This is a genomic window from Armatimonadota bacterium (assembly GCA_013314775.1).
Lineage (GTDB): Bacteria > Armatimonadota > Zipacnadia > Zipacnadales > JABUFB01 > JABUFB01.
In genome coordinates this window covers 113,105-135,992 of the sequence record JABUFB010000001.1, presented here as the reverse complement: position 1 = coordinate 135,992, position 22,888 = coordinate 113,105, and the positions used below count along the sequence as shown (strand labels likewise).

18 protein-coding genes and 1 other annotated feature are annotated in these 22,888 nt (G+C 63.9%); of the genes, 12 read left to right on the top strand and 6 right to left on the bottom strand.

What is annotated here, in order from left to right; all coding sequences use genetic code 11:
* Positions 1 to 27: 27 nt before the first annotated feature.
* From HPY44_00530 to HPY44_00520, 3 genes are read right to left on the bottom strand one after another with little or no spacing between them, the layout of a single operon-like run.
* Positions 28 to 819 (bottom strand): class I SAM-dependent methyltransferase, encoded by a 792-nt coding sequence (locus HPY44_00530; GenBank protein ID NSW54469.1) that lies wholly within the window; start codon positions 817 to 819, stop codon positions 28 to 30.
* A gap of 18 nt (positions 820 to 837) precedes the next feature.
* Positions 838 to 3,021 carry a hypothetical protein gene (locus HPY44_00525; protein NSW54468.1) on the bottom strand — a complete coding sequence of 728 codons (2,184 nt, stop codon included), beginning with the start codon at positions 3,019 to 3,021 and terminating at the stop codon, positions 838 to 840.
* Positions 3,022 to 3,029: 8 nt separating this feature from the next.
* Positions 3,030 to 4,313 carry a type II secretion system F family protein gene (locus HPY44_00520; protein ID NSW54467.1) on the bottom strand — a complete coding sequence of 428 codons (1,284 nt, stop codon included), beginning with the start codon at positions 4,311 to 4,313 and terminating at the stop codon, positions 3,030 to 3,032.
* A 406-nt stretch (positions 4,314 to 4,719) separates the two neighbouring features.
* Here HPY44_00520 and HPY44_00515 point away from each other — a divergent pair, with 406 nt between their 5' ends.
* From HPY44_00515 to HPY44_00490, 6 genes are all read left to right on the top strand, one after another.
* Complete coding sequence (locus HPY44_00515; GenBank protein ID NSW54466.1) at positions 4,720 to 6,354, top strand: hypothetical protein; 1,635 nt, start codon at positions 4,720 to 4,722, stop codon at positions 6,352 to 6,354.
* Between the two features lie 20 nt (positions 6,355 to 6,374).
* Positions 6,375 to 7,340 carry a DNA-protecting protein DprA gene (locus HPY44_00510; protein NSW54465.1) on the top strand — a complete coding sequence of 322 codons (966 nt, stop codon included), beginning with the start codon at positions 6,375 to 6,377 and terminating at the stop codon, positions 7,338 to 7,340.
* A gap of 359 nt (positions 7,341 to 7,699) precedes the next feature.
* On the top strand, positions 7,700 to 8,722 hold the full coding sequence (gene gap / locus HPY44_00505) for a type I glyceraldehyde-3-phosphate dehydrogenase (protein ID NSW54464.1): 1,023 nt from the start codon (positions 7,700 to 7,702) through the stop codon (positions 8,720 to 8,722).
* Between the two features lie 115 nt (positions 8,723 to 8,837).
* A complete protein-coding gene (locus HPY44_00500) occupies positions 8,838 to 10,025 on the top strand; it encodes a phosphoglycerate kinase (GenBank protein ID NSW54463.1) in 1,188 nt (395 codons plus the stop codon).
* Positions 10,026 to 10,135: 110 nt separating this feature from the next.
* Positions 10,136 to 10,741, top strand: coding sequence for a DUF1559 domain-containing protein (locus HPY44_00495; protein NSW54462.1), 606 nt, complete (start codon positions 10,136 to 10,138; stop codon positions 10,739 to 10,741).
* An 85-nt stretch (positions 10,742 to 10,826) separates the two neighbouring features.
* Positions 10,827 to 11,657, top strand: a complete 831-nt coding sequence (locus tag HPY44_00490; GenBank protein NSW54461.1) for a triose-phosphate isomerase — start codon at positions 10,827 to 10,829, stop codon at positions 11,655 to 11,657.
* Positions 11,658 to 11,725: 68 nt separating this feature from the next.
* Here the strand turns inward: HPY44_00490 and HPY44_00485 are convergent, their stop codons facing one another.
* On the bottom strand, positions 11,726 to 12,136 hold the full coding sequence (locus tag HPY44_00485) for a helix-turn-helix transcriptional regulator (protein NSW54460.1): 411 nt from the start codon (positions 12,134 to 12,136) through the stop codon (positions 11,726 to 11,728).
* A gap of 235 nt (positions 12,137 to 12,371) precedes the next feature.
* Here HPY44_00485 and HPY44_00480 point away from each other — a divergent pair, with 235 nt between their 5' ends.
* Entirely contained in the window at positions 12,372 to 13,958 is a 1,587-nt protein-coding gene (locus HPY44_00480) for an FMN-binding glutamate synthase family protein (GenBank protein NSW54459.1), read from the top strand.
* A gap of 81 nt (positions 13,959 to 14,039) precedes the next feature.
* Here the strand turns inward: HPY44_00480 and ftsZ are convergent, their stop codons facing one another.
* On the bottom strand, positions 14,040 to 15,227 hold the full coding sequence (gene ftsZ, locus HPY44_00475) for a cell division protein FtsZ (protein NSW54458.1): 1,188 nt from the start codon (positions 15,225 to 15,227) through the stop codon (positions 14,040 to 14,042).
* Positions 15,228 to 15,732: 505 nt separating this feature from the next.
* Positions 15,733 to 15,967 (top strand) — a binding site (T-box leader).
* Between the two features lie 83 nt (positions 15,968 to 16,050).
* Between ftsZ and ilvD the strand changes: the two genes are divergently transcribed.
* The 5 genes from ilvD to ilvC all read left to right on the top strand — a co-directional run bounded on the left by ilvD (position 16,051) and on the right by ilvC (position 22,096).
* The gene (ilvD, locus tag HPY44_00470; GenBank protein NSW54457.1) at positions 16,051 to 17,709 is read left to right on the top strand and encodes a dihydroxy-acid dehydratase; all 1,659 of its coding nucleotides are present in this window, start codon (positions 16,051 to 16,053) and stop codon (positions 17,707 to 17,709) included.
* Between the two features lie 546 nt (positions 17,710 to 18,255).
* Complete coding sequence (gene ilvB, locus HPY44_00465; GenBank protein ID NSW54456.1) at positions 18,256 to 19,965, top strand: biosynthetic-type acetolactate synthase large subunit; 1,710 nt, start codon at positions 18,256 to 18,258, stop codon at positions 19,963 to 19,965.
* Between the two features lie 48 nt (positions 19,966 to 20,013).
* The gene (ilvN, locus tag HPY44_00460; protein NSW54455.1) at positions 20,014 to 20,514 is read left to right on the top strand and encodes an acetolactate synthase small subunit; all 501 of its coding nucleotides are present in this window, start codon (positions 20,014 to 20,016) and stop codon (positions 20,512 to 20,514) included.
* A 191-nt stretch (positions 20,515 to 20,705) separates the two neighbouring features.
* Entirely contained in the window at positions 20,706 to 21,047 is a 342-nt protein-coding gene (locus tag HPY44_00455; protein ID NSW54454.1) for a hypothetical protein, read from the top strand.
* A 50-nt stretch (positions 21,048 to 21,097) separates the two neighbouring features.
* Positions 21,098 to 22,096 (top strand): ketol-acid reductoisomerase, encoded by a 999-nt coding sequence (gene ilvC, locus HPY44_00450; protein NSW54453.1) that lies wholly within the window; start codon positions 21,098 to 21,100, stop codon positions 22,094 to 22,096.
* A 162-nt stretch (positions 22,097 to 22,258) separates the two neighbouring features.
* Here the strand turns inward: ilvC and HPY44_00445 are convergent, their stop codons facing one another.
* Entirely contained in the window at positions 22,259 to 22,648 is a 390-nt protein-coding gene (locus tag HPY44_00445; protein ID NSW54452.1) for a CBS domain-containing protein, read from the bottom strand.
* Between the last annotated feature and the right edge of the window lie 240 nt (positions 22,649 to 22,888).

The following is a 22,888-nucleotide window of genomic DNA, read 5'->3' as shown; positions in this document are numbered from 1 at the left end:
CCGCATTCCAGGGTGGGACCGTTCTTATTAGTGCACTCGCGCCACCACAAGCAGTGTCAGTGCGAGCTTCGGTCCCAGCACCGGCGTGGCGTTCAAGGGCTCTGCTAGGCGCCGGACAGCCTCCGGGGAGAGCCCCTTCCGCAGCGCGCGAAGCCGGTTGCTGTGCAGCGCCGACCCCAGCCGGCGCGTGGAGATCACTTCCAGCCCGGCATCCCGCACGACCCCTGATAGTTCCCCAAGTGTGAACTCGAAGAGGTGGTCTTCACCGCCGGGACCGAACTGCCGCCCCTCGTCTTCCTCCGCGCAAGCCGATGCAAAGGTCCGATCGCGGTTGCCGATACGCTCGCCGTTTGGCGTCGTCAGGATCAGACACCCGCCGGGCTTGACACACTGTGCAATCCCGCCAAGCACCTGCGCAGGCCGCGCACAGTGCTCCAGCAGCTCCCCCACCAGCGCCGCATCAAAAACCCCCTGTGCAAAAGGCAGCTTCGTCGCATCCCCGCAGATCGCATGGAACTCCCCGCGCTCGTGCTTCATCCGGGCGTAGCCCAACGAATCCGGCAGCAGGTCCAGACCCACGCATCGGTACCCTTCTTCGGCCAGGAGCAGGCCTGCATTGGCCTGCGCGCAACCGACTTCCAGCACCAGTCCGCCAAAGGGGGCGTATTTGCGCACCGCAGCCGCCACTGCCTCCAGCCGCGCCATGTACTTCAGCGCCATGTGGTCGCCCGGGTCCTGCGCATTGATCTCGCGCAGGTCAAAGTCTCGCAGGCGGGCTTGCTCGGGGTTGAGGGGGACGATCTCCCGCGCGTCCTTCATGGTGCGCTCCCAGGCGGTCTACAGATCGCGCCAGCCGTGCTCTTCGATGGCCTTGAGGCTGTCCGGGGCAGGCTTCTCATCTTTCGGAGGCTGTGGCCCCACCTCGCGCAACCACGTGTTGTCCGGATTGCGGAGCTTCAGTGAGACGACCACCGTCTGGAGGGGCTCCACATCCACGAACACCGCGGGCAGGCCCCACCTGCGGGCCAGCGCATCCCATGTGAAGCTCCCGTCGAACTCCCGCTGGCACAGCTCGCCTGGATACGAAATGCGCAGCAGCCGTACCTGCACCGGCCTCGCGCGCACATCCACCGCCACCGACTGCCGTTCCCGGGTATTGTTCCACAGCACCACGATCCCCTCGTCGCCGCGGATGAAGGACCGCAGCACCACCGGGCGTCCGGGCTCATACGCCGCAACTGCACTGCTCATGGGGGGGCTCAGGGGGATGGCCCCGGCAAGCTCCCGCGCAAGCTCGTCGACTACGGTCACGACCGCTTCATTCAGCGTGCCGTCCGGCTTCATCAGCCCGATCTCCCCCGTGCTGCGGGCCATCCCCGGCAACGCAATCCCATTGGCTCCCACCGCCGCGATCTGGGTGATGATCCGGCTGAGCAACACGGCGTCCAGCCCATCCGCACCAGTGCTATGGCCGGACACCAGTGCGAACAGCGGCAGCGTAGCCCCGGCCCGGATCAACTCGTTCCGCAGGCCCGCCAGGTCCCAGGAGCGGTCGAAATGCTCCAGGCATGGCAGCGACGCGCCCTCTCCGGTTGTCTCGCCGGTTTCGCGAACCGCAACACTCCCCGCAAACTCGGGGAGCCGCACACTGAGCACGTCTGCCCAGCGCCCCGAGCCTTCGACCAGCGCACTTCGCAGATCCTCGCCGGCCTCGAGCCCCGTCGCCGATGCCCTCAGCGCGAATGGCCTGCCCGTGATCACCGCGCTCTCATTGACCGCCCGGGCCGCCGCATAGTAATCCTTCGCCGTATCAAGGATGAGCGCCGGATCAGTTAGCCCGATGGTTGCCAGCGTCTCAGCCAGCGCCTCAGGGAGCACCCTCAGCGCCGCCAGGGCCTGCGCGGCTGTCCCATCAAGCGTCAGGCCCGCGTCCCCCGGCAGCGACCCCAGGCGCAGGAGGCCCGCCTGGGCGAGGTCCGGCGGCGCGATCAGGTGGTTGAACTGGACCGGCAGGGCGTCTGCCTTGGCGTGAATGCTGTCCGGGTCCGTCCAGAAGGCGCCCAGCACCGGATATTGCCGCAGAGTATGTACCGTGACCGGCATCGACCGAGCGCTGTCTCCAGCGCCGAAGACAACCTTGACCCGGCAATCCCCCGCAGTCATGGACTGCAGCGGCAGGTTCAGCGAGACCGTCTGCAGCCCAGGCACTTCCGTCTCCCAGGTCTCCATGCGCCAGCCCCGCGGCCCCTGGACTTCCACCCGGAGAGTTCCCGCCTTGGGCGCGCGGTTGAACACGTCCAGATACATGCCGGTCCGCTCTCCGCGCCTTATCGTCACTTCCTGCAGGGGATTCAGCTCCAGCATCCCCGCCTGGATGTAGGTGCTCTCCTCTCCCATGAAGGTGCGGACTTGCAGGTCCAGTTTGCCCTGAGGCTGCCAGTCCGGCGGCAGTTGCGCCCCGTAATCAGGGAGACGGTCTTTCGGGATCTTGCGCGTAACGGGGGCCAGCCTGGCTTTTCCGAGACGCACATCATCCACCGCAAGGCTTCCGCTGCCCGCTTCCACACCGATCGCAAGTCGCGCTCCCGCAATCCCGCACACTACTGTGAACGAGCGACGGCTCCAGCGAGGCGCACTGGACGCCTTTCCTCGCCAAAGATACGGGCCTTCGGGCGCCCCCGCGTCCTTCACCAGCGCCAGAGCGACGATGGGCTCGCCGGATGTTGGTCTCAGGGCCAGTGATAATTCGAAGGGTTCACCGACAACGACGCCCAGTTCTTCGGAGACCACCCACGTCGCCTCCGTGCCACCATCGAGGACCAGGCAGTTCGTGCCCCGCGCGGGTCGATCGGCGCTCCACCGCGCCGCGCCCTGTGCTACCGACCACCCCGCCCCCGGCTGCTCGAAATCAAGTTCCTGGCACTCAGCAAGAGACGAGGCGACCAGCAGTGCCGTAGTGGCAATGGCCAATGAGACTGCGCGTGTCAGTGGAGTGTGATGGTCACGTCCGGATCTCAGCACTTCGCAATTCACTCCAGAATATCCCCCACCCCGGCGCGTTCGAAGATGCTCTTGTACAGCAACAGATACCCCGCGATCAGCGCGCCCAATGCGATGAGCACCGTGGTTGCGTAGATCAGGACCAGCGCGGCCAACCGCAGCCCGCCCATCATCTGGTCCCGGGCCGTCTTCATCTGCTCCGTCAGGCGCGGCAGTGTCTGGTCGAAGGTCCCGCCCTGCGCCGCCGAACTCAGGCTTCCCAGCAGTTCCTTCGAAATGAACGGGCAGAGCATGAGCGCCTGGTCCAGCGGCGTCCCCCTCCGGGCCGCTTCCCCCGCCGCCCTGATCTGCCGCACCATGAACCGGTTGCCCGCCGCATCCGCCGCGCTCTCCAGGGCCGTCGGGAAATCCACCCCGGCCCGCACCGATAGCTCCAGCGCCCGGAAGAACCGACACAGCCCGTAGCGCACCGTGAGCCCTCGCCAGACCGGCAGGTAGTACGCCGGTATATCACGGACCCGCAACACGCCCGGGAGGTTCCACACAACCCGCAACATCAAGTACGCCGCGACCGCCACCAACATCCAGGGCAGCACCTTCGCGACGACGTGGGCCACCCAGAGCCGCAGGCCGGACATGATATCCGGCGCTTGCACGACCATCGGGAAACTCGGGATCAGTGCCGCCAGAACCAGGACTATCAGGAAGTAGATCTTCGGGATCAGGAGCAGCCACCAGATACGCTGCTCACCATGGTAATCCGCCGCGAGGTCCAGCGCTACCTCATCCAGGTTCCCCGTCATCTCGCCCACGCGGACCATCCCCACAACGCCGGGCGGGAAAACTTGTGGGAAGGTTTCAAGACCGTCGGCCAACGTCCCCCCGTGCTGCACGATGGGCCGCGTCTCCCGCAGCACCCGCGCCAGTTTCCCGCTGGAGACTCGCGCGGTCATCCCGTCCACTGCTTCGCCAAGGCTCACCCCGGCCCGATACAGGCCGGCGAGTTGGTCGAAAAAGTGCCCCATGCTCCCCGGCCTCACCGGCGCGAGACCGTAGGCGAACCACCAGCGCCTGGGGGTCGCCGCCTTGCGTCGCGCAGCCCCGGATTCCTCGAGGGCCTCGATCCAGATGCCCTTCTGCCGCAGGCGGACAGATGCCGCGGCCTTGGACGGCGCCTCGATCTTGCCCTTGACCTCGGTTCCCTGTTCGGTTCGACCGGTGTACTCGAAGTCCGGGATACGCCTCACCTGCCGCCCATCGCTTACGCGCCGGAAGTCACGGGGAGAGTAGCCCCTTTCGCGACCCACGGTCAAGGCCGGCAGGTATCCCGCTGCTATAGGCAGAAAACACTCCGCGACTGCGAGATCGCGCCGTGCGTCAATCTCTGTGCGGGGCCCTGTGCCTAGGACAACAGGCACATTCCGCACCTGACTATCGGGCTCGGCCTTTCGGCTTCATCGCAGATTCTGCCGCCCCTTCGGGGCTCCAACTATTCCGAATGGCGGCCCTGATTCCACCAGCTCACGCTGGTGGCAAAGGGCTTACGCCCCTGCGGGGCTCAACGACAACGACCAACAACCGCCGGCCGTCCGCCTTCCGGCGCGTGGGGCGGGCGTCTCGACGCCGCCGTCCGTCGTTGCCGTCAGCCCCTTGCACCCAGTGCACATGGCAACGCACCCATACCACAGTATGCCCTCTCGCGAAAAGGAGCCTATCCGCGTGAACGTCCGCCTCATCGCCATCCTTCTGGCCGCATCCGGCATCGCGGGTCATGCGCAGACCCGGGAGTTCAACCACGACGGGATCCTCACCCTCCGTCTCGAAGTCGGTCGAGCGCGCCAGGAGGGGCCCGCTGCCTGGGACGTTCGTCTGTCCGCTCACCTGCCCAAGGACGTTGTGGACCGCTGGGCGCGCACTGGCCGGCAGGGGCTTGGTGAAAGCGACTCTGCCAATCCCGAGTACGGGAATCCCCGCGGCTACCGGATCTGGTTCGCAGCACGCCGGGACGGGGTCGCACTCCCGCCGGTCCGCACCGTGCCCGGCACCGGTCCGCTCGCCGACCGTGTCGGCGTCTACCCTTCCAGGCTCGGCAACATGACCGTCTTGACCACCGCGTCCTCCGCGTCCGCAACCTTCCGCCACCAGGTCTCAACGGGCCCGGCCGAGTACGAGTTCACCTGGTATGTGGACTGCATGGTCGCGCGCACCGAGAAGCTTACCCTTCCGCCCGAGAAACCCTCTGAAGAATCTGCCGGCAATGACGCACCGGTGAGCACCAATGGCCGCGGCCTGATCGCCCCCGGCGCCGAACTCGGGGATACCTATCCCTTCACGGTCTCCGCCAGCCAATTGGGGCCCGCCTTTGACGGAGAGGGCGTCATCGTCGCGCGTCTTGCCCCCGAACAGGCGCAGGAGCGCCTTGCACTCCCTGAAGCTCCCGCGCAACCGGTCCTCCTGGGCTGGCAGGCCGATCTGCGCGCCGGCTTCAGCATTCTCATGTCCGCTGAAGACCAGGCCCTACTGCCCCAGGTGGGCATCCCAGTGCCTCAGAACCTGCTCCCGGCCAACTGCGCGCAGACCACGGACAGGCCCGCACTCCTCGTCACCCGGCAGGCCGCGGACAGCCCCGTTCGAGCATCCCTCGGACTGGCACCTGGGTCGCTTCTCACCGCCCTGCCCGATGGTGACTTGTTCCTCGCCTCCGGGACGCTGCGCATCAGCTCGCTGGAATCCACGGTCGCAGTCATCACGCCTTCTGGCCGGGTCCACGCATCGGGCCTGACCATGGTCAGCGTCGGGACCGTGCCGGGCACGCGTCCTGCCCCGGTCACCCTGTGGGTCGCCCGGGGCACCGCGGAATTCCGGGGCACGGAGATCAAACAGGGGCAGGTAGCTCGGCTCAGTGACACCAACCTGTCCATCAGCGCCCCCGAACCGTCTGAACTCGCCGATGCCTTTGTCCAGACCTGCTACGCCACCCGTCCCGAGGCTGCGCCTGCCGTTCCTGCTGTCTCTGAAGCGGCCTCGGACATCATCCGCGATGTCGTCCTCTGCCGGGGACTGGACTCCCGCAACCAGCCCGTGGATCCCGGAACGGTCTTCTCCGCCGGGACGCCGGAGCTGTCCCTGCTCGTGTCCCATCATCTCCCGGTACGGGAACAAGCGACTTTGGTGGTCACCCTCTTCCGCCAGGGGAACATCACGCTGCGCCACGAGGTCGACATAATGGGCGAGGGACGGTTCGTGATTACCTTCCGCCCTTCAGCCGCAACCGGTTTCGCCGCCGGGCCGTGGAAGGTGACCATTGCCCGCGCCGGACAGATCCTGCGGACCGTCGATTTCGTCATCGAGTAACCCAGCTCAGGGGAGCACCGATGCCCACCCCCGAAATGCGCAAGGCGCGTTATGTGGCACTGGCCTGGGGAGCCGGTCTTGGTCCCGCGGGGTTTCGCCGCGTTGTGGCTCACTTTGGCTCACCCGCCGCCGTAATCGCCGCCTCGGAGCAAGACCTGGCCCTCCCGTCTCTGCGCCTGGATCCAGGCCAGATCCAGCTCATCAGCTCCTTGAGAAGCCGCCTCGACACTTTCCGCGCTGAACTCGCCCAACTGAAGCAGGAGTGCATCAGCGTCTACTGCGACTGGGAGGAGGGCTTCCCCGCCCTGCTCAAGGGCATCCGCAACCCTCCCGTGGTGGTGTGTATCGCCGGGCGCCTTCTGCCCGAGGATGATCCCGCCATTGCAATCATCGGCACCCGCACCCCCAGCCCGGACGGGGCGCGCATGGCCCGTGATCTGGGGGCTGCCTTCGCCCGCACCGGAACCACGGTGGTCGCAGGCCTCGCGCGGGGTTGCGACACCGAAGCCCATTACGGCGCTCTCGAAGCCGGAGGCCGCACCATCGCCGTACTCGGCTCAGGCATCCGCGTCATTACACCCCGCGAGAACCTCAGCCTCGCCCGGCTCATCTTCGAGCGCGGAGCGGTTCTTTCCGAGCAGCCACCCTCCGCCCAGCCCACCACCGCCACCCTCATGGCCCGCAACCGCCTGCAAAGCGCCCTGAGTCGCGGGGTCATCGTGGTCGAAGCCCGGGCCACCGGCGGCTCCATCAATACCGCCGAGAGCGCCTTGGACCAGGGCCGCCTGCTCCTGGCTGTGCGCTGGCCGGATGACCGCGAGACCGCCGCCGGAAACAACGCGCTCATCCAACGCGGTGCATTGCCCGTCCGGGGACCCGGCGACGCTCCGGACATCCGCCTGCAGATTGCGGACCACATAGGGCGGATGAAGTCTGCCGCGAAGGTCACTGCGATCCAGCCGTCTCTCTTCCCGGACGGGGATTGAGGGCTGGTGGGTCCCTTGCCCCACTGCGAGGCGTGCGGGGAAGCAACGGCTCAGAGCGATGGACACGCTGACCGCGCAATCGGCCTCAGCTTGCACGCATCCCACGAAACCGATGCACCCGGCCCCCCGCCGCGTTTTTCGTTGACGCGCTGCAGTGGCCTTTGATAGACTAACGCACCGTGCCGGCAGCTGGGCAAGGGCGGGTTGAATCTGCCGGTTCAGGTTGACCGCGCGAAGTCGATTCATTATAATGAATATAATGAATTGGTCTCAACGGTGTCTCGGTGCCTGCAGGCTGGTTTCCTCGGCCGCACTTTAGACCCGAACTATAGCGCAGCACATAACCAGGAGGGATCGTCGTGGCTATCAAGGTCGGTATCAATGGGTTTGGCCGCATCGGTCGTCAAGTCTTCAAGGCTCTGTGGGAGAATTTCCGCGACGACGTGGAGATCGTGGCCGTCAATGACCTGACGGATGACACAACTCTGGCGCACCTGCTGAAGTACGACAGCATCTACGGCAAGATGGATGCGGACATTACCGTGGGCGAGGGCGCGCTGGTCGTCGATGGTGTCGAGATCAAGAGCCTGGAGGAACGGGACCCGGCTGCGCTGCCGTGGGGAGACCTTGGCGTGCAGGTAGTCCTCGAGTCCACCGGGCGTTTCACCGACGAGGAAAAGGCTGCCCTGCACCTGCAAGCCGGCGCGAAGAAGGTCGTCATCTCGGCCCCGGCCAAGGGCGACGGCGTGAAGACCATCGTTCTGGGCGTCAATGATGCCGAGTACGATCCGGCCCAGCACAACCTGGTGTCCAACGCAAGCTGCACCACCAACTGTCTGGCTCCGATGTGCAAGGTCCTCGTGGACAATTTCGGCGTTGAAATGGGCCTCATGACCACGATCCACAGTTACACCAATGACCAGGTCATCCTGGACTTCCCGCACAAGGACCTGCGGCGTGCCCGTGCTGCCGCGATCAACATGATCCCGACCACCACCGGCGCCGCCAAGGCCATTGGTCTGGTCGTTCCGGAGCTGAAGGGCAAGATGCACGGCTATGCCATGCGCGTGCCGACCCCGACCGGCTCCGTCACCGACCTCACCGCGCTGCTGAGCAAGAAGACCACGGTTGAGGAGATTAACGCTGCGTTCAAGGCCGCCGCGGAATCCGGCCCGCTGGCGAACGTGCTGGACTACACCGACGAGCCCATCGTCCTTGCGGACATCGTGGGTTCCAAGGCGTCCTGCACTTTCGATGCCGATTGCACCACTCTGCTCGAGGGCAATTTCGTGAAGATCCTCGGCTGGTACGACAACGAGTGGGGTTACAGCAACCGCACCGCGGAACTGATAAAGAAGATCGGCGACATGGGCGGGTTCTAGTCACCGCGAGCACCCGTCGCAAGATGCTCTCCGGGGCGAGGCCCGCAACTGGCCTCGCCCCGTTTGTTACGCGCTGCACAAACAGACCCTCAGACATCAGGGGAGAGTGAGACCATTGGCGAAGAAGACAATCAGAGACGTGAATCTGGAGGGCAAGAAGGTTTTCGTCCGCGTGGATTTCAACGTCCCGCTGGATGGCACCACCATCACGGACGATACGCGGATCCGCGCGGCGCTGCCCACCCTCGAGGCGCTGTCGGGTTCCGGGCTCGTGCTGGCGTCCCACCTTGGCCGGCCCAAGGGTAAGCGCGTACCCGAGGAGAGCCTGGCGCCCTGCGCAGCGCGGCTGAGCGAACTCCTGGGCAAGCCCGTGGCTTTCGTGGATGACTGCATTGGCGAGGCAAGGGACGAGGCCGTGACCAATCTCAAGCCCGGCGAAGTCGTGCTCCTGGAGAATACCCGCTTCTACAAGGGCGAGGAGTCCAAGGACAAGGACGAAATGATGGCCTTCGCGCAGCAGCTTGCGGCCGGCGTGGATGCCTACGTCAATGATGCTTTCGGAAGCAGCCACCGCAAGCACGCGTCGGTCTACGGGGTGCCCTCCATCGTGAAGCCCGCTGTGATGGGGCTTCTTGTGCAGGCCGAAGTCGAGGCGCTGGGTGCGGTGTATAATGCTCAGCCCGAGGGCTTCGTGGTCATTCTCGGCGGCGCGAAAGTGGACGAAAAGATCAACGTGATCCTCAGCCTTCTGCCGCGATGCGGAAAGATGCTCATCGGCGGCGCGATGGCCTGGGCGTTCTTCAAAGCCAAGGGCATGGAGATCGGAATGTCCTATTGCCCGGAAGGCAGCCCCGAAGCGGCGGAGAAGGTCCTGAACGAGATGGGCGATCATCTGGACAAGCTGGTGCTGCCGGTGGATGTCCACATGAAAAACGAGCAGGGCGACCATTCGCTGCTGTACGCCCCGGCAGACGGCATCAAACCGGGCTGGGATGCGCTGGATATAGGCCCGGAGACACGCGCACTGTTCAGCGACCTCATCAAGGGCGCGAAGGTAATCTTCTGGAACGGACCCATGGGCAAGTTCGAGGACAAGCCCTTCGACGAGGGCACGCTGGCCGTGGCCCAGGCCGTCGCGGACTGCCCGGGTTACTGCGTGGTGGGCGGCGGCGATTCTGTGGCCGCGGTGACCCAGATGGGTCTCGCGGACAAGATGGAGCACGTTTCCACCGGCGGCGGCGCATCTCTGGAGTTCATGGAGAACGGCAGCCTGCCTGGTATTGACGCTCTCGACGACCTGTGAAGGGAACTGGAGCACGCCCCGGGGTGAACTGATTGCCCCGGGGCGCACTCTGCCGCAATGTCCGGAGCGCGCGGTAGCACCACACTCAACCCGAGGAGGAACTGTTTGCCATGCGTCGAGGATTCACGCTCATCGAACTACTGGTCGTGATCGCTATCATCGCCATTCTGGCGGCGATCCTTTTTCCCGTGTTCGCGCGAGCCCGGGAGAAGGCAAGACAGACCTCGTGTCTGAGCAACCTGAAGCAGCTTGGCCTGGGGATGCTCATGTACGCGCAGGATTACGATGAGTGCACACCTGTCGCGTACAGCGGGATCAACTGGTGGAACGGTACGTGGCGCGAGCGGCTGCTGCCGTATGTGAAGAACTACCAGATTTACGACTGTCCCTCGCGACGCCTGGGAGTCCCGCCATCGGGCAACGGTTGCTACGGAATCAATGCGTATATAGGCGAGGCCCAGGCTTTCGTGACGCTGGCGCAGATTGAGGAGCCTGCGCAGACTTTCGGGATCGGCGAGAACAATGAGGGCGACTGGGTCATCGAGCCCTCAGACCAGTTCGTAAACCCGCCGCCCTTCGACCTGGGCGCGGGACGAGTCGCCGCGCACCACAATGAAGGCGCGAACTTCGTCTACATGGACGGTCATGCGAAGTGGATGAAGCTGTCCACGGCCCATGAGAACAACCTTTACTACTGGCTTGTGAACAAGCCGTAGCAGGGCGCTTCGCCCCCCTGAATGAGAGCGGGACGAAAGCGGCCTTGTCTGCGAAAACCGAGGAAATACAGAGAGGAGCAGCAGCATGCGAACGCCCATCATGGCGGGGAACTGGAAGATGAACATGAACAATGAGGAGGCCTGTGCGCTGGCCTGCGCGGTCAAGGAACAGGCGGGCAACATTTCCGGGGTGGAAGTCATCCTGTGCCCGCCGGCAACCGCATTGACCACCGTGGTCGACTGCGTGAAGGGTTCGGCCATCGAAGTTGGCGCCCAGAACATGTTCTGGATGGACAGCGGCGCGTACACCGGCGAGATCTCCGCAGATATGATCAAGTCCACCGGCGCGAAGTGGGTCATCATCGGGCATTCTGAGCGCCGTGGCCGCTTCGGTGTGGCTGAAGAGGGTTTCACCGAGGAGCTCCAGAAGGTCTTCGGGGACACCGATGCAAGCGTGAACCGGAAGATCGCCAAGGCCCTTGAGGCCGGCATCAGGCCCATCGCCTGCTGCGGCGAGCTTCTGTCCGAGCGCGAGGCCGGCAAGACGGACGAGATCGTGTCCGCACAAGTCCGGGCGATGTTCGAGGGCATGTGCGGCTGCAATGCCCGCAACGTGGTGATCGCCTACGAACCGGTCTGGGCCATTGGGACCGGCGAGGTCTGCGACGCCGATGAAGCAGACCGCGTCTGCGGGGTAATCCGCTCTGTGGTGGCCGAGATCGGTGGTGCGGAAGTAGCCGAGGCCGTGCGCATTCTCTACGGCGGCAGCGTGAAGCCGGACAACGTCGAGGGCCTCATGGCCAAGCCAAACATCGACGGAGGCCTCGTTGGCGGCGCGTCGCTCAAGGCCGACAGTTTCGTAGCGCTCATCGAGGCCTGCAAGCCCAAGGGCGGTTGCTGCTGCTGCGGTCAGTAGCCCCAAACGGCCAGAATGCTCCCCTGGGGCCGCTTCAATCAGGAGGCGGCCCCTTTCTGTGTCCCCTGTCAGATGTCCCGCCGCTTGCGATAGCGCGCCACCCCTTCCCGGTACCTGACCATGTAGCGACTCAGCGCCTCCTGCCTGCGGCGGAGCACATCGGCCCAGAGGCTGAGGGCTTTCACTCCTAGCTCGGTGATGTAGTACCTGCGACGCGGATGGCCGTCGCCAGTGGTGTCCCAGGTAGACCGCACCTGCTCGTGACTTTCGAGCCAGCGCAGGGATCGATAGACGGCGGAGGCATCGATTTGAGCTTCCGTGAGTCCCACCTGGGCGATCTGCTCGGGCATTTCGTAGCCGTAGACGCCGTCGGTCTCCAGGAGGAGAAGAAGTATCGCCGGCTCCAGGAGCCGCGATTGCTTGCGTGCGGCGGGGGGCATGAGCGGTTCGGCGGCAGCGTGACGTGGGGATTTTTGCATGATGATCACCTTTGAGGGCTATCGACATTCATAGTATAACGACATCGTCGGAATCCGGCAATAGAGCCCTATAGAACCCCCGCAGGCCACAATAACAGGGGATTCCGGGTGCAGCGGACGCCCGGACTCGTTGACGCGCAAGTTTGAAATCTTTACGTTGCAAGATAGCGGGAGTTTGGAGCGAGCACCCCCGACATCTCGGGGACTCGACATATCGACCATGGAGGGATTCACCATGCCGTTGTCCGTACCCAATGCCAGTGGCGCTACAGAAACTCACCTCCGCACGCGCAACTCGTACTCGCGCCTCAGCGGGATGTGCGCCACCTGCCTCGACGGCTGCCCGGGATATTGCGAGGTTGGCCGATCCGCATACCGTGGCGCGGAGGCCATCTACCCACAGCCCTTTGGCGATGTGACCGCCGGAGCCGAAAAGGAGTACCCGATCAGCTACGCGGATTTCAACATCAGCGGGACCGCCGTGGGTGCCGTGGGTGTGGAAGCCGACAGTGACAAGGCAATCTTCCCGGCCGTCGACCTCACCATCTCCCTTGGCCACGACGGAGGCATCAAGCTGGACCTGCCCTTCGTCATCCCCGGACTTGGCAGCACCGACATCGCCGGCAAGAACTGGAGCGGCCTGGCGGCCGGCGCAGCGCTCACCGGCACACTCTTGACCATCGGCGAGAATGTCTGTGGGATGGACGACGAGGCTGAGTTCTCTCGAGATCCAATTCCCCAGGTGCTGCAGTCCCCGGACATGCGCCACCGCGTGCGCACCTTCCGGGACTGGCAGGAGAACGGCCGTGGCGGCATCGTGCTGCAGGAGAACGTCGAGGACAGCCGCCTGGGCATCATGAAGTACGGAATCCAGGAGCTTGGCGTCACCATTGCCGAGCTGAAGTGGGGCCAGGGCGCAAAAGACATCGGTGGCGAGGTCAAGATCGACAAGCTGGCCAAGGCGCAGCGCCTCAAGGGCCGCGGGTACATCGTCCTGCCGGACCCGGACGACCCCCATGTGCAGGAAGCATACGAACGCGGTGCGATCAAGGAGTTCGAGCGCCACTCGCGCATCGGCATGGTCACCGAAGAGGGGTTCATGCAGCGGGTTCAGGAACTGCGGGACCTGGGCGCGAAGTACGTGTTCCTGAAGACCGGCGCGTACCGGCCGGCGGACCTTGCGCGTGCCGTCAAGTACGCATCTCTGGCGAAGATCGACGTTCTCACCGTAGATGCCGCGGGTGGCGGCACAGGCATGAGCCCGTGGCGCATGATGAACGAATGGGGCGTTCCGCCCATCGAGATGCTGACTCTGACCCGGGAGTACATGGACAGGCTGGCGTCACGGGGCGAGTACGTGCCCGACCTGGTGATTGCCGGCGGCATCGCCTTCGAGGACCAGATCTTCAAGGCATTCGCCCTGGGCGCACCGTATGTGAAGGCGGTTGGCATGGCACGCGCGCCCATCTGCGCCGCGCACGTGGCCAAGAACATCGCCAGTCGCGTCAAGAGCGGAGACCTGGACAAGATCCATTCGGCATACGGCGACAAGCTCAACAGCATCTTCGTGTGGTTCCATGAACTGAAGAGCAGACTTGGTCCGCGGATGGAAGAGCTGCCGGCCGGCGGCATTGGCGTGTACCACTACTACATGCGCCTGGCCCAGGGCCTGCGCCAGCTCATGTGCGGCGCCCGGAAGTTCGGGCTTGAGCACCTCACCCGGGACGATGTGTTCGCGCTGACCCGCGAAGCCGCGGAGCTTACCGGGGTGAAGTATGTCATGGATGTGGACCGCGACGAGGTCGACAAGATCCTGGGCTAAGCCTACCTGGCAGCATCGGAGCACCGAAACGGGCCGCCGGAAGCATCCGGCGGCCCGTGGGTGTTCTGCGGGGTGGGGCAATCAGTTGGACTTGCGGCGAAGGAAGGCTGGAATGTCCAGGTCGTCCTCATCATAGGTCGGCATGTCATCGGAGAAAGCGGCCCGGCGACGGTCGCGGCTCTCCTCGCGCTTCCTGGCCTCTTCCTCTTCCACAGGCCTGCGTGCGGAGGGCTGGCGCTGCTCGCGAGCCGGTTCAGCGGGCTCTTCCTCGCGTTCGGCTCCGCGGGGCTTCTCCGTGGACTGCGCCGGCCGTGATTCGTCGAACCCGGTGGCGACCACGGTGATGCGGATCTCGTTCTGCAGGCCGTCGTCGATGACGGCTCCCAGGGTGAGGTCCACGTCACCCATTTCTCCACCCGCGGCTTCCTGCACGATCTTGGCGGCTTCCTGAACTTCGCTGAGGGAAAGGTCAGGCCCGCCAGTAACGTTGAGGAGCACCGAACGGGCGCCCTTGATGCTCGTCTCCAGGAGGGGGCTGTCAATGGCGGCCTGCGCGGCGTCAACAGCGCGCTTCTCGCCCTGGGACTGCCCAATGCCCATCATGGCGGTACCCGCATTGAGCATGACGGCGCGGACATCGTTGAAGTCGAGGTTGATGAGACCGGGGACCACGATGACCTCTGAAATCCCCCGCACGCCCTGCTGGAGCACCTGGTCGGCCATCTGGAAGGCCTCCCGCAAGGACAGTTCGCGGCTGCTCATCTCCAGGAGGCGATCATTGGGGATGATGATGAGCGTGTCCACGTGCTTCTTGAGGTTCGCAATGCCCTCGGCCGCAAGCTGGGCGCGACGCTTACCCTCGACGGCGAAAGGCTTGGTCACGACCCCCACAGTGAGGGCGCCCATCTCCCGGGATATCTCGGCGACGACCGGGCTAGCGCCGGTGCCGGTTCCGCCACCCATGCCGCAGGTGATGAAGACCATGTCGGCCCCGTCCAGGGCCATCATGATGTCCTGGCGGCTTTCCTCGCCCGCCTGCCTGCCGAGGTCGGGGTTGCCCCCAGTGCCCAGCCCGCGGGTCAGGTTCTCGCCGATCTGCAGCTTCTTGTCTGCCGCAGACATGTCGAGAACTTGCTTGTCGGTGTTCATGGCGATGTACTCGACGCCCATGAGCCCCGCTTCGATCATCCGGTCGACTGCATTGGAGCCGCCACCGCCGACACCGACAACGCGGATCTTCGCGTACTCCTCGACATTTGCGCTGAGCATGTAAAAAGGCCCCTCCCTGGGAGCAGAGCAGGGTTGGAACACGTATTTCAGGATAGTATGGAATTATAGCCCGCGTTTTCGCAGAGTGTCAAGCAAACCAAGTTTCCGAAAGGTGGGCGGCGGCAGCATCAGTTCTGTGGGATGCATACCGGCTGAGGTTGAACTCACGTTCAGCGAGCTCTTCGCCCCAAGTCCTCGCCTCACAGCAGAGTCCACGGGTTTCATTCTGATTCGCTCCACTCCACCCGTGGCTATAGGCTGTCGCCCGCTTCGCGGGCTGTGAGACAAAGGACCCACAAGCGAGACTCCAACACGCTTCAGGACACCGGAGCTCACACCAGACACAAAGAGCACGTGATCTCGGTGGGACTGGAGACGCACGAGACAGCGATGAGACCAAGCGCAGATTCCCGCAAGACTGAAAGGTAGCCGGTCTCAAATGTTAGAAGACCGCATCTTGACCGACGTCCTGCCCCGCTATATACTGTCATGCACGTGACGACTATATAAGGTGATGACGGGGAAGAGTACGCGGATCCGTGCGACCTTGAGAGAGCCGGCGACCAGGTGAAAGTGTCGGCGGTTGCACCTGCGGAAAGTCACCCCTGAGCCGAAAGCTGAAACGCATCACGCGGAGTAGGCCGAACCGGGTACGCCCGTTACAGCGTCAGAGCGTCATCCTTTGAGCGGGATGGAACTCGGGTGGTAACGCGGGAAGCTTCACGCCTCTCGTCCCGTTGGTGGACGAGAGGCGTTTTGTCTTTGGGCTACCGGGTCATCAAAGGCCGGGCCCTAACTCAACACCGAAGGCTGGGGAGAAACCATGCGCAGTGATCGAGCAGTCAAAGGCCTTACCCAGGCGCCGAGTCGGGCACTTCTTTACGCCTGCGGGTTCACCCCCGATCAGGTAATGGGCGGCATGCACATCGGCATCGCGGACAGCACATCCGATATCGTCCCCGGCCACGTGGGTATGGGAATGCTGGTGCAGAGGGTGGCCCTCGGTATCGCTGCGGGCGGCGGAACGCCCATGGCCTTCGGTATCCCGGCCATCTGCGACGGAATCGCCATGGGCCACAAGGGCATGTTCTATTCGCTGCCCTCCCGCGAGCTAATCGCCGATTCCGTGGAGAGCATGGCCGAAGCCCACGCCTTCGACGGTCTCGTCCTTGTGACCAACTGCGACAAGATCACCCCCGGGATGCTCATGGCCGCCGGACGGCTGGACATCCCGTGTATCGTGGTCACGGCGGGACCCATGTTTTCGGGGCGCTACAAGCAGCGCCGGACCTCCCTCGTACGCGACACTTTCGAGGCCGTCGGTCGCGCTCGCGCAGGGAAAATGACCGAGGAGGAATTGGCGGAGGTGGAGATCCAGGCGTGTCCCGGGTGCGGCTCCTGCCAGGGTCTGTACACCGCCAATACCATGGCGTGCGTCACCGAGGCCATGGGAATGAGCCTTCCAGGCTGCGGCACCGCCCTGGCCGGGCAGGCCGAGAAGATGCGCATCGCCTACGAGAGCGGGCGGCGCGTGTGTGACCTGGTTAGGGAAAACATCACCGCCCGACAGATCATCAATGACAAGTCGGTGCGCAATGCCATCCGCATCGATATGGCCCTGGGGGGCTCCACCAATACCTGTCTACACATCCCGGCTATCGCTCACGAAGCAGGTCTCGACATGCCGTTGGAGACCTTCGATGAGATCAGCAAGGTCACGCCGCAGATTTCCCTGTTGCGCCCCGCCGGTGAGTACATGATGGAGGACTTCCATTGGGCGGGTGGCGTGCAGGGCGCGATGAAGGTGCTCATCGACTGGGTTGAGGACAATCCCACCGTGAGTGGCAAGTCTTCGAAGGAGATCGCCGCCGCCGCTTCCATCTCCAACGACGATGTGATTCGCCCCCTGGACAACGTATATCGGCCCGAAGGCGGTATCGCCGTCTTGCGAGGCAATCTCTGCCCTGACGGCGCGGTTGTGAAGCAGTCCGCGGTTGCGCCGAACATGCGCCAATTCAGGGGGAAAGCGGTTTGTTTCGACAGCGAAGAGGCGGCGATGGAGGCCATTCTCGCCAACTCGATACCGGATGGTTCTGTCTGCATTGTGCGGTATGAGGGCCCTAAAGGGGGCCCGGGCATGCGCGAGATGCTCAATCCCACCGCGGCCTTGACCGGCATGGGCAAGGAGGGTTCCGTGGCCCTCATTACCGATGGCCGGTTCAGCGGCGGCACCCGCGGGCCATGCATCGGCCACGTCTCGCCGGAAGCTGCCGAGGGCGGCCCCATCGCCCTCGTGCAGGAGGGCGATGAAATCGAGATCGATCTCGATGCCCGGAGCCTGAACTTGCTGATTGATGATGCGGAAATGGCCAAGCGCCGCGCGAACTGGACGGCTCCCGCGCCGAAGGTCGCCAAGGGCTGGCTGGCCCGGTATGCAAAGCAGGTCAGGAGCGCCGCCACCGGAGCGGTAATGTCGGACTAAAGGACGGCGAAGGGCGGCCTCACCCCCCTGGCGGATCCAGGCTGGTGGTTCGCTGTCCAAGCCGATGACGGACACGGGCCCGATTGCCCCGTCCCCGCGGCTCCCTTGCAGGATCGAGTTCGCCCGCGAGACTGTCGCGACATCGCGGAAGCTGTACAAGTGCGGGCGATCTTGCTCTTGCAAGCCCAGATATGGCCCGTGCAGTACCTTTCGCCTTCCCGTCGCAATCGCGCCGTACCCAACCGACCAACTCGAGGTGATTCAGGTGTCACAGGTATCCCGGCCAGAACCAGTGTGAGTTCGAGCACCGTACACTGCTGACCGGGAGTGATACCCATGCCTGACAAAGACTTCATCGGCGCGGACGCCGTGCTAAAGGTGTTCGAGGAGCAGTCAGTTGACGTGATCTTCGGTTACCCCGGCGCCGCGCTGATGCCGATCTACGACCGCTTGTACTCCAAGGCCCGGAAGGCGGGCATCCGCTGCATCCCCGGCGAGTCCGCCGACCCCGCGAGCCCCACACAGAACGGACGCGAGGTGCAAGACATGACACAGACAACATTCACCGGCGCTGACGGCCTCCTCAGAGTCTTCGAACAGGAGGACGTCAACGTGGTGTTCGGGTTCCCGGGTGGCGCCGTGATCCCGATTTATGACAAGCTCTACCACAAGATTCAGGACGGCTCGATCCTCCACGTGCTTCCCAGGCATGAGCAAGGCGGCGCGCATGCTGCGGATGGTTACGCGCGTTCCACCGGCAAGGTGGGAGTGGTCATGGCCACCAGCGGACCGGGAGCCATGAATCTGGTGACCGGACTGGCCACCGCGTACATGGATTCCGTGCCGATGGTGGCGATCACCGGCCAGGTGAAGACCCACGCTATCGGCAAGGACGCCTTCCAGGAAGCCGACACGATCGGTGTGACCATGCCGATCACTAAGCACAACTACCTGCTGAAAAACGCCTGCGACCTGCCCGACGTGGTGCGGGAGGCCTTCTACATCGCGCGCAGCGGTAGGCCCGGCCCGGTTCTCATTGACGTGCCTTTCGACGTGAGTGCCGCCCCCTGCACCTGGCACGACCGGGGGTTCAGTCCCATTCCGGGATACGATCCGCCGGGGCCTGGCGACCCCGAACTCGTGCGCAAGGCCGCCGAGATGATCAATGCCGCGGAGAAGCCGATCCTGTACATCGGCGGCGGCGTCATTTCCTCGGGCGCATCCGACTTGCTACGCGAGCTTGCCCATAAGGCCAACATCTGCGTGGTGCACACCACCATGGGCAAAGGCGCCTTCCCGGAGACCGACCCGCTGTCTATGGGCATGCCAGGGATGCACGGGATGGCGTACGCCAGCCACGCGCTGCAGCATGCCGGGCTCATCATCTGCATCGGCGCGCGTTTTGACGACCGCGTCACCGGCGACCCGAGCAAGTTCGCGCCGGAAGCGAAGGTTATCCACATTGACGTGGACCGCGCAGAAATCAACAAGGTGCGCCGCGCCGACGTGGGCATCCACGGCGACGCGAAAAAGGTCCTGGAACAACTCGTGCCCCAGGTCAACCCGCGGCAGCCGGGACAGTGGGAAGCGCACCTCGACGAGTGGCGCCGCACCCACCCACTGAGCTACAACACAGATCCGGAAGACGGCATCGCCCCGCAATACATCGTGGAGACACTGGGCGAAGTCACGGGCAATGAGGCCATCGTGACTACCGAGGTGGGCCAGAACCAGATGTGGGCGTGCCAGTACTACAAGTGCATTCGCCCGCGCCAGTTCCTTACATCCAGCGGGCTGGGGACCATGGGTTACGGCTTCCCCGCGGCAATTGGCGCGCAACTGGGCAATCCGGACAAGGTGGTTGTGGACATCGCCGGCGACGGTTCGATCCAGATGTGCATCCAGGAGCTTGCCACGGCGGTGGTCCACAAGTTGCCGGTGAAGATCGTAATCCTGAACAACTCCTGCCTGGGCATGGTGCGCCAGTGGCAGGACCTGTTTTATGAGAAGCGCTACAGCGCAACGCTCCTGACCGGCAACCCGGACTTCGTGAAACTCGCTGAAGCTTACGGCGCTGTCGGGTTCAGGGTGGAGCGCAAGGAAGACGTGCGCGCGACGCTTGAGAAGTCGCTGGAGATCACGGATCGCCCGACCATCATGGACTTCCGAGTACCCGGTGAGGAGAACGTGTACCCAATGATCCCGGCCGGCAAGACCTTCGATGACATGATGGAAACCGCACCCGTGGGCGTGTGATAGAGCGCTGCCGTGCCCAAATCCTGAAAGCAACGGGAGTCATCACCCATGAAACACACCATCTCCGCGATGGTTGAGAACAAGCCGGGCGTGCTTGCGCGCATGTCGGGGCTCTTTGCGCGCCGCGGCTTCAATATCGACAGCCTGGCCGTGAGCACCACCGAAGACCCGCGCATCTCGCGCACCACCATCACCGTGAACGGCGATGAGTACACGCTGGAGCAGATCTGCAACCAGCTTGCGAAACTCATCGACGTGATCCAGGTCATCGACCATACAACGCACTCGTATGTGGAGCGCGAACTGTGCCTGTGCAAGGTGGCATCCACACGAGAGAACCGCAATGACGTACTGCAACTGTGCCAGATCTTCCGCGCAGATATCATCAGCGTTGCGCCCACGAATCTGATCATCCAGGTCACGGGAGACGAGGGCAAGATCGACGCCTTCGTGCGTGCGATTGGGGATTTCGACATCCTGGAGATGGTGCGCACGGGGAAGATACTGCTGGACCGCGACACTAACGGCACTCAGGGCGAGAAAGCCTGAGTGTGCCCGCTTGTGAGGGCAGGCCTGTACTGCACCGGTCCTCCGCTGTTTCCTGGGGGCGGGCATCCGAGTGCAAGCCGCTGCCCAACTCGGTGCCCGTACCCGGCGAGATGTTGCTGTCAGCCTGTCTCGAACCGGGTCAAGCATCAGGGGCTCGCCGTCGTGATATTGCCGGACCCCGGTGAGCATGCATGGATGAAATGCACGAACTGATCACGGTGGAGGCCTTTGGACACGGCCTGATGATGGTGTCCGCCGCCTGGGTCGTGATTGGCCTCGTGGTCACGCTCATCGCGCGCGGCTCGCCAAACGCCTTGCGCCGAGGCCTCGCTTGGACTATGCTTGGCGTTCTTCTGCCCGCCCTGTGGACTTTCTATAGCTGGATGGTCCGGGTCGATCCGAAGACTGGCTACGTAGGTCTGCACCGAGTGTCGGTTTTCGTTGTGAGCGCAATGGTGTTCATCGCGGTCGGGATCGCGGTGGGTTTGCTTTTCGCCCGTCTGTACCGGAACAACACACAGGACGACGCTTAGTGCGTCGCCCTGGAGCTGTCACCCCCAAACACGCCAGGGAGGAAACGTCAATGGCTGCAAAGATGTTCTACGACGACGACGCCGATCTTTCGCTTCTCGATGGGAAGAAAGTTGGGATTATCGGCTACGGTATCCAGGGCAGCGCCCAGTCCTTGTGCCTGCGCGACAGCGGCGTCGAGGTTATCATCGCCGAACTGCCCGGCACCCCTAATTTCGATCGCGCGGTGGCCGACGGCTGGGAAGTCCACGACACGGAGACGGTTGCGAAGGAAGCCGACCTGATCCAGATCCTCACCCAGGACCACGTCCAGCCCGTGGTCTACAAGAAGTTCATCGAGCCCAATCTCGTGGAGGGCAATGCCCTGATCTTCTCCCACGGGTTCAACATCCGCTTCGGCACCATCGTGCCACCGCCTTTCGTGGACGTGTTCATGGTCGCCCCCAAGGGTCCCGGCGCCCTGGTCCGAGAGTGCTACCTGGCCGACACCGGCGTTCCGTCACTGGTCGCCATCGAGCAGGATGCCACCGGCAAGGCGCTTGACATCGCGCTGGCTTATGCCAAGGCCCTCAAGGCCACCAAGGCCGGGGTCATCCGCACCACTTTCACTGAAGAGACCGAGACCGACCTGTTCGGCGAGCAGGCCGTTCTCTGCGGTGGCGTGTCCGAGCTGATCACCGCCGGATTCGACACCCTCGTCGAGGCCGGTTACCAGCCGGAGATCGCGTACTTCGAGGTCTGCCACGAGCTCAAACTCATCATGGACCTCATCTACAACTACGGCATCCAGGGCATGCGCGAGCGCGTGTCGGACACCGCTACGTACGGTGACCTTTCCCGCGGCAAGCGGATCATCACCGACGAGACCCGCGCGGAAATGAAGAAGATGCTGGAGGAAATCCAGACCGGTCAGTTCGCCCGGGAATGGACCCTCGAGAACATGTCCGGCCGCATGGTCTACAACAGCCAGCTCAACGCCGGCAAGCAGACGCTGATCGAGAAGGTCGGCTCAGAACTGCGCGCGATGATGCCCTTCCTCAAGAAGGAGTAGTGGCCCGAGACCAGGGGCACGGCAGAATTGGGGTTCGCCCGTGTCAGATGCGGGATTTCATCGCCGTCACGTGCAAAGAGCCCCGCAAGAAGACGCAGGAAGAAAAGAGCCCTCCCGGCTGCGGGAGGGCTCTTTGTGACTGCGCTCGACAAGCCCGGCTGACTACAGCATGGACTTGATGATGTCCGTGCGGCTCACCACACCCCACAGGGTGCCGTCTTCCTTCACAACCAGCGCGCGCTTGATCTTCTTGTCGATCAGCAGGTCAGCGGCCTCTTTGATGGTCGCATCGGCTCCGACTGTGATGGGCTCCGCGGTCATTGTCGACTTTACGGTGGAGGTCTTCCGCGCGGTCATCACATCCGCCTCGGTGATCACGCCGACGACCTTCCCGGCTTCGTCCACGACCGGTAGCCCACTGACCTTGTTGGTCACCATCAACTTCATGGCGTCCGCGACCTTATGCTTCGGGCCGCAGGTGACCAACGGCTTCGCCTTGGTCCCCTTCGTCATGATCTCCTTCACGAACTTCTTCTTCTTCGCCACTGCCATGTCGTCTCACTTCCTCCCTGAGGTTTGTCGCACTCCGCAAACAGCGCGACGGCCGGAGCGGAGTCCAAGCCTGTTACGCAGAACGCAACCACTGCGCCTGTGAAACAACCCACCGCTGCAGTAGCCGGTGTAGCGTCCGGTATTGGCCTGCTCGGGAAGTCCTGCGACCACAATGAGCGGCGAGCAAGTTCCGCCGCGTGAATTCTGGAAGTGAGACCCTAAGCCTCTGCCCCGCAAGGC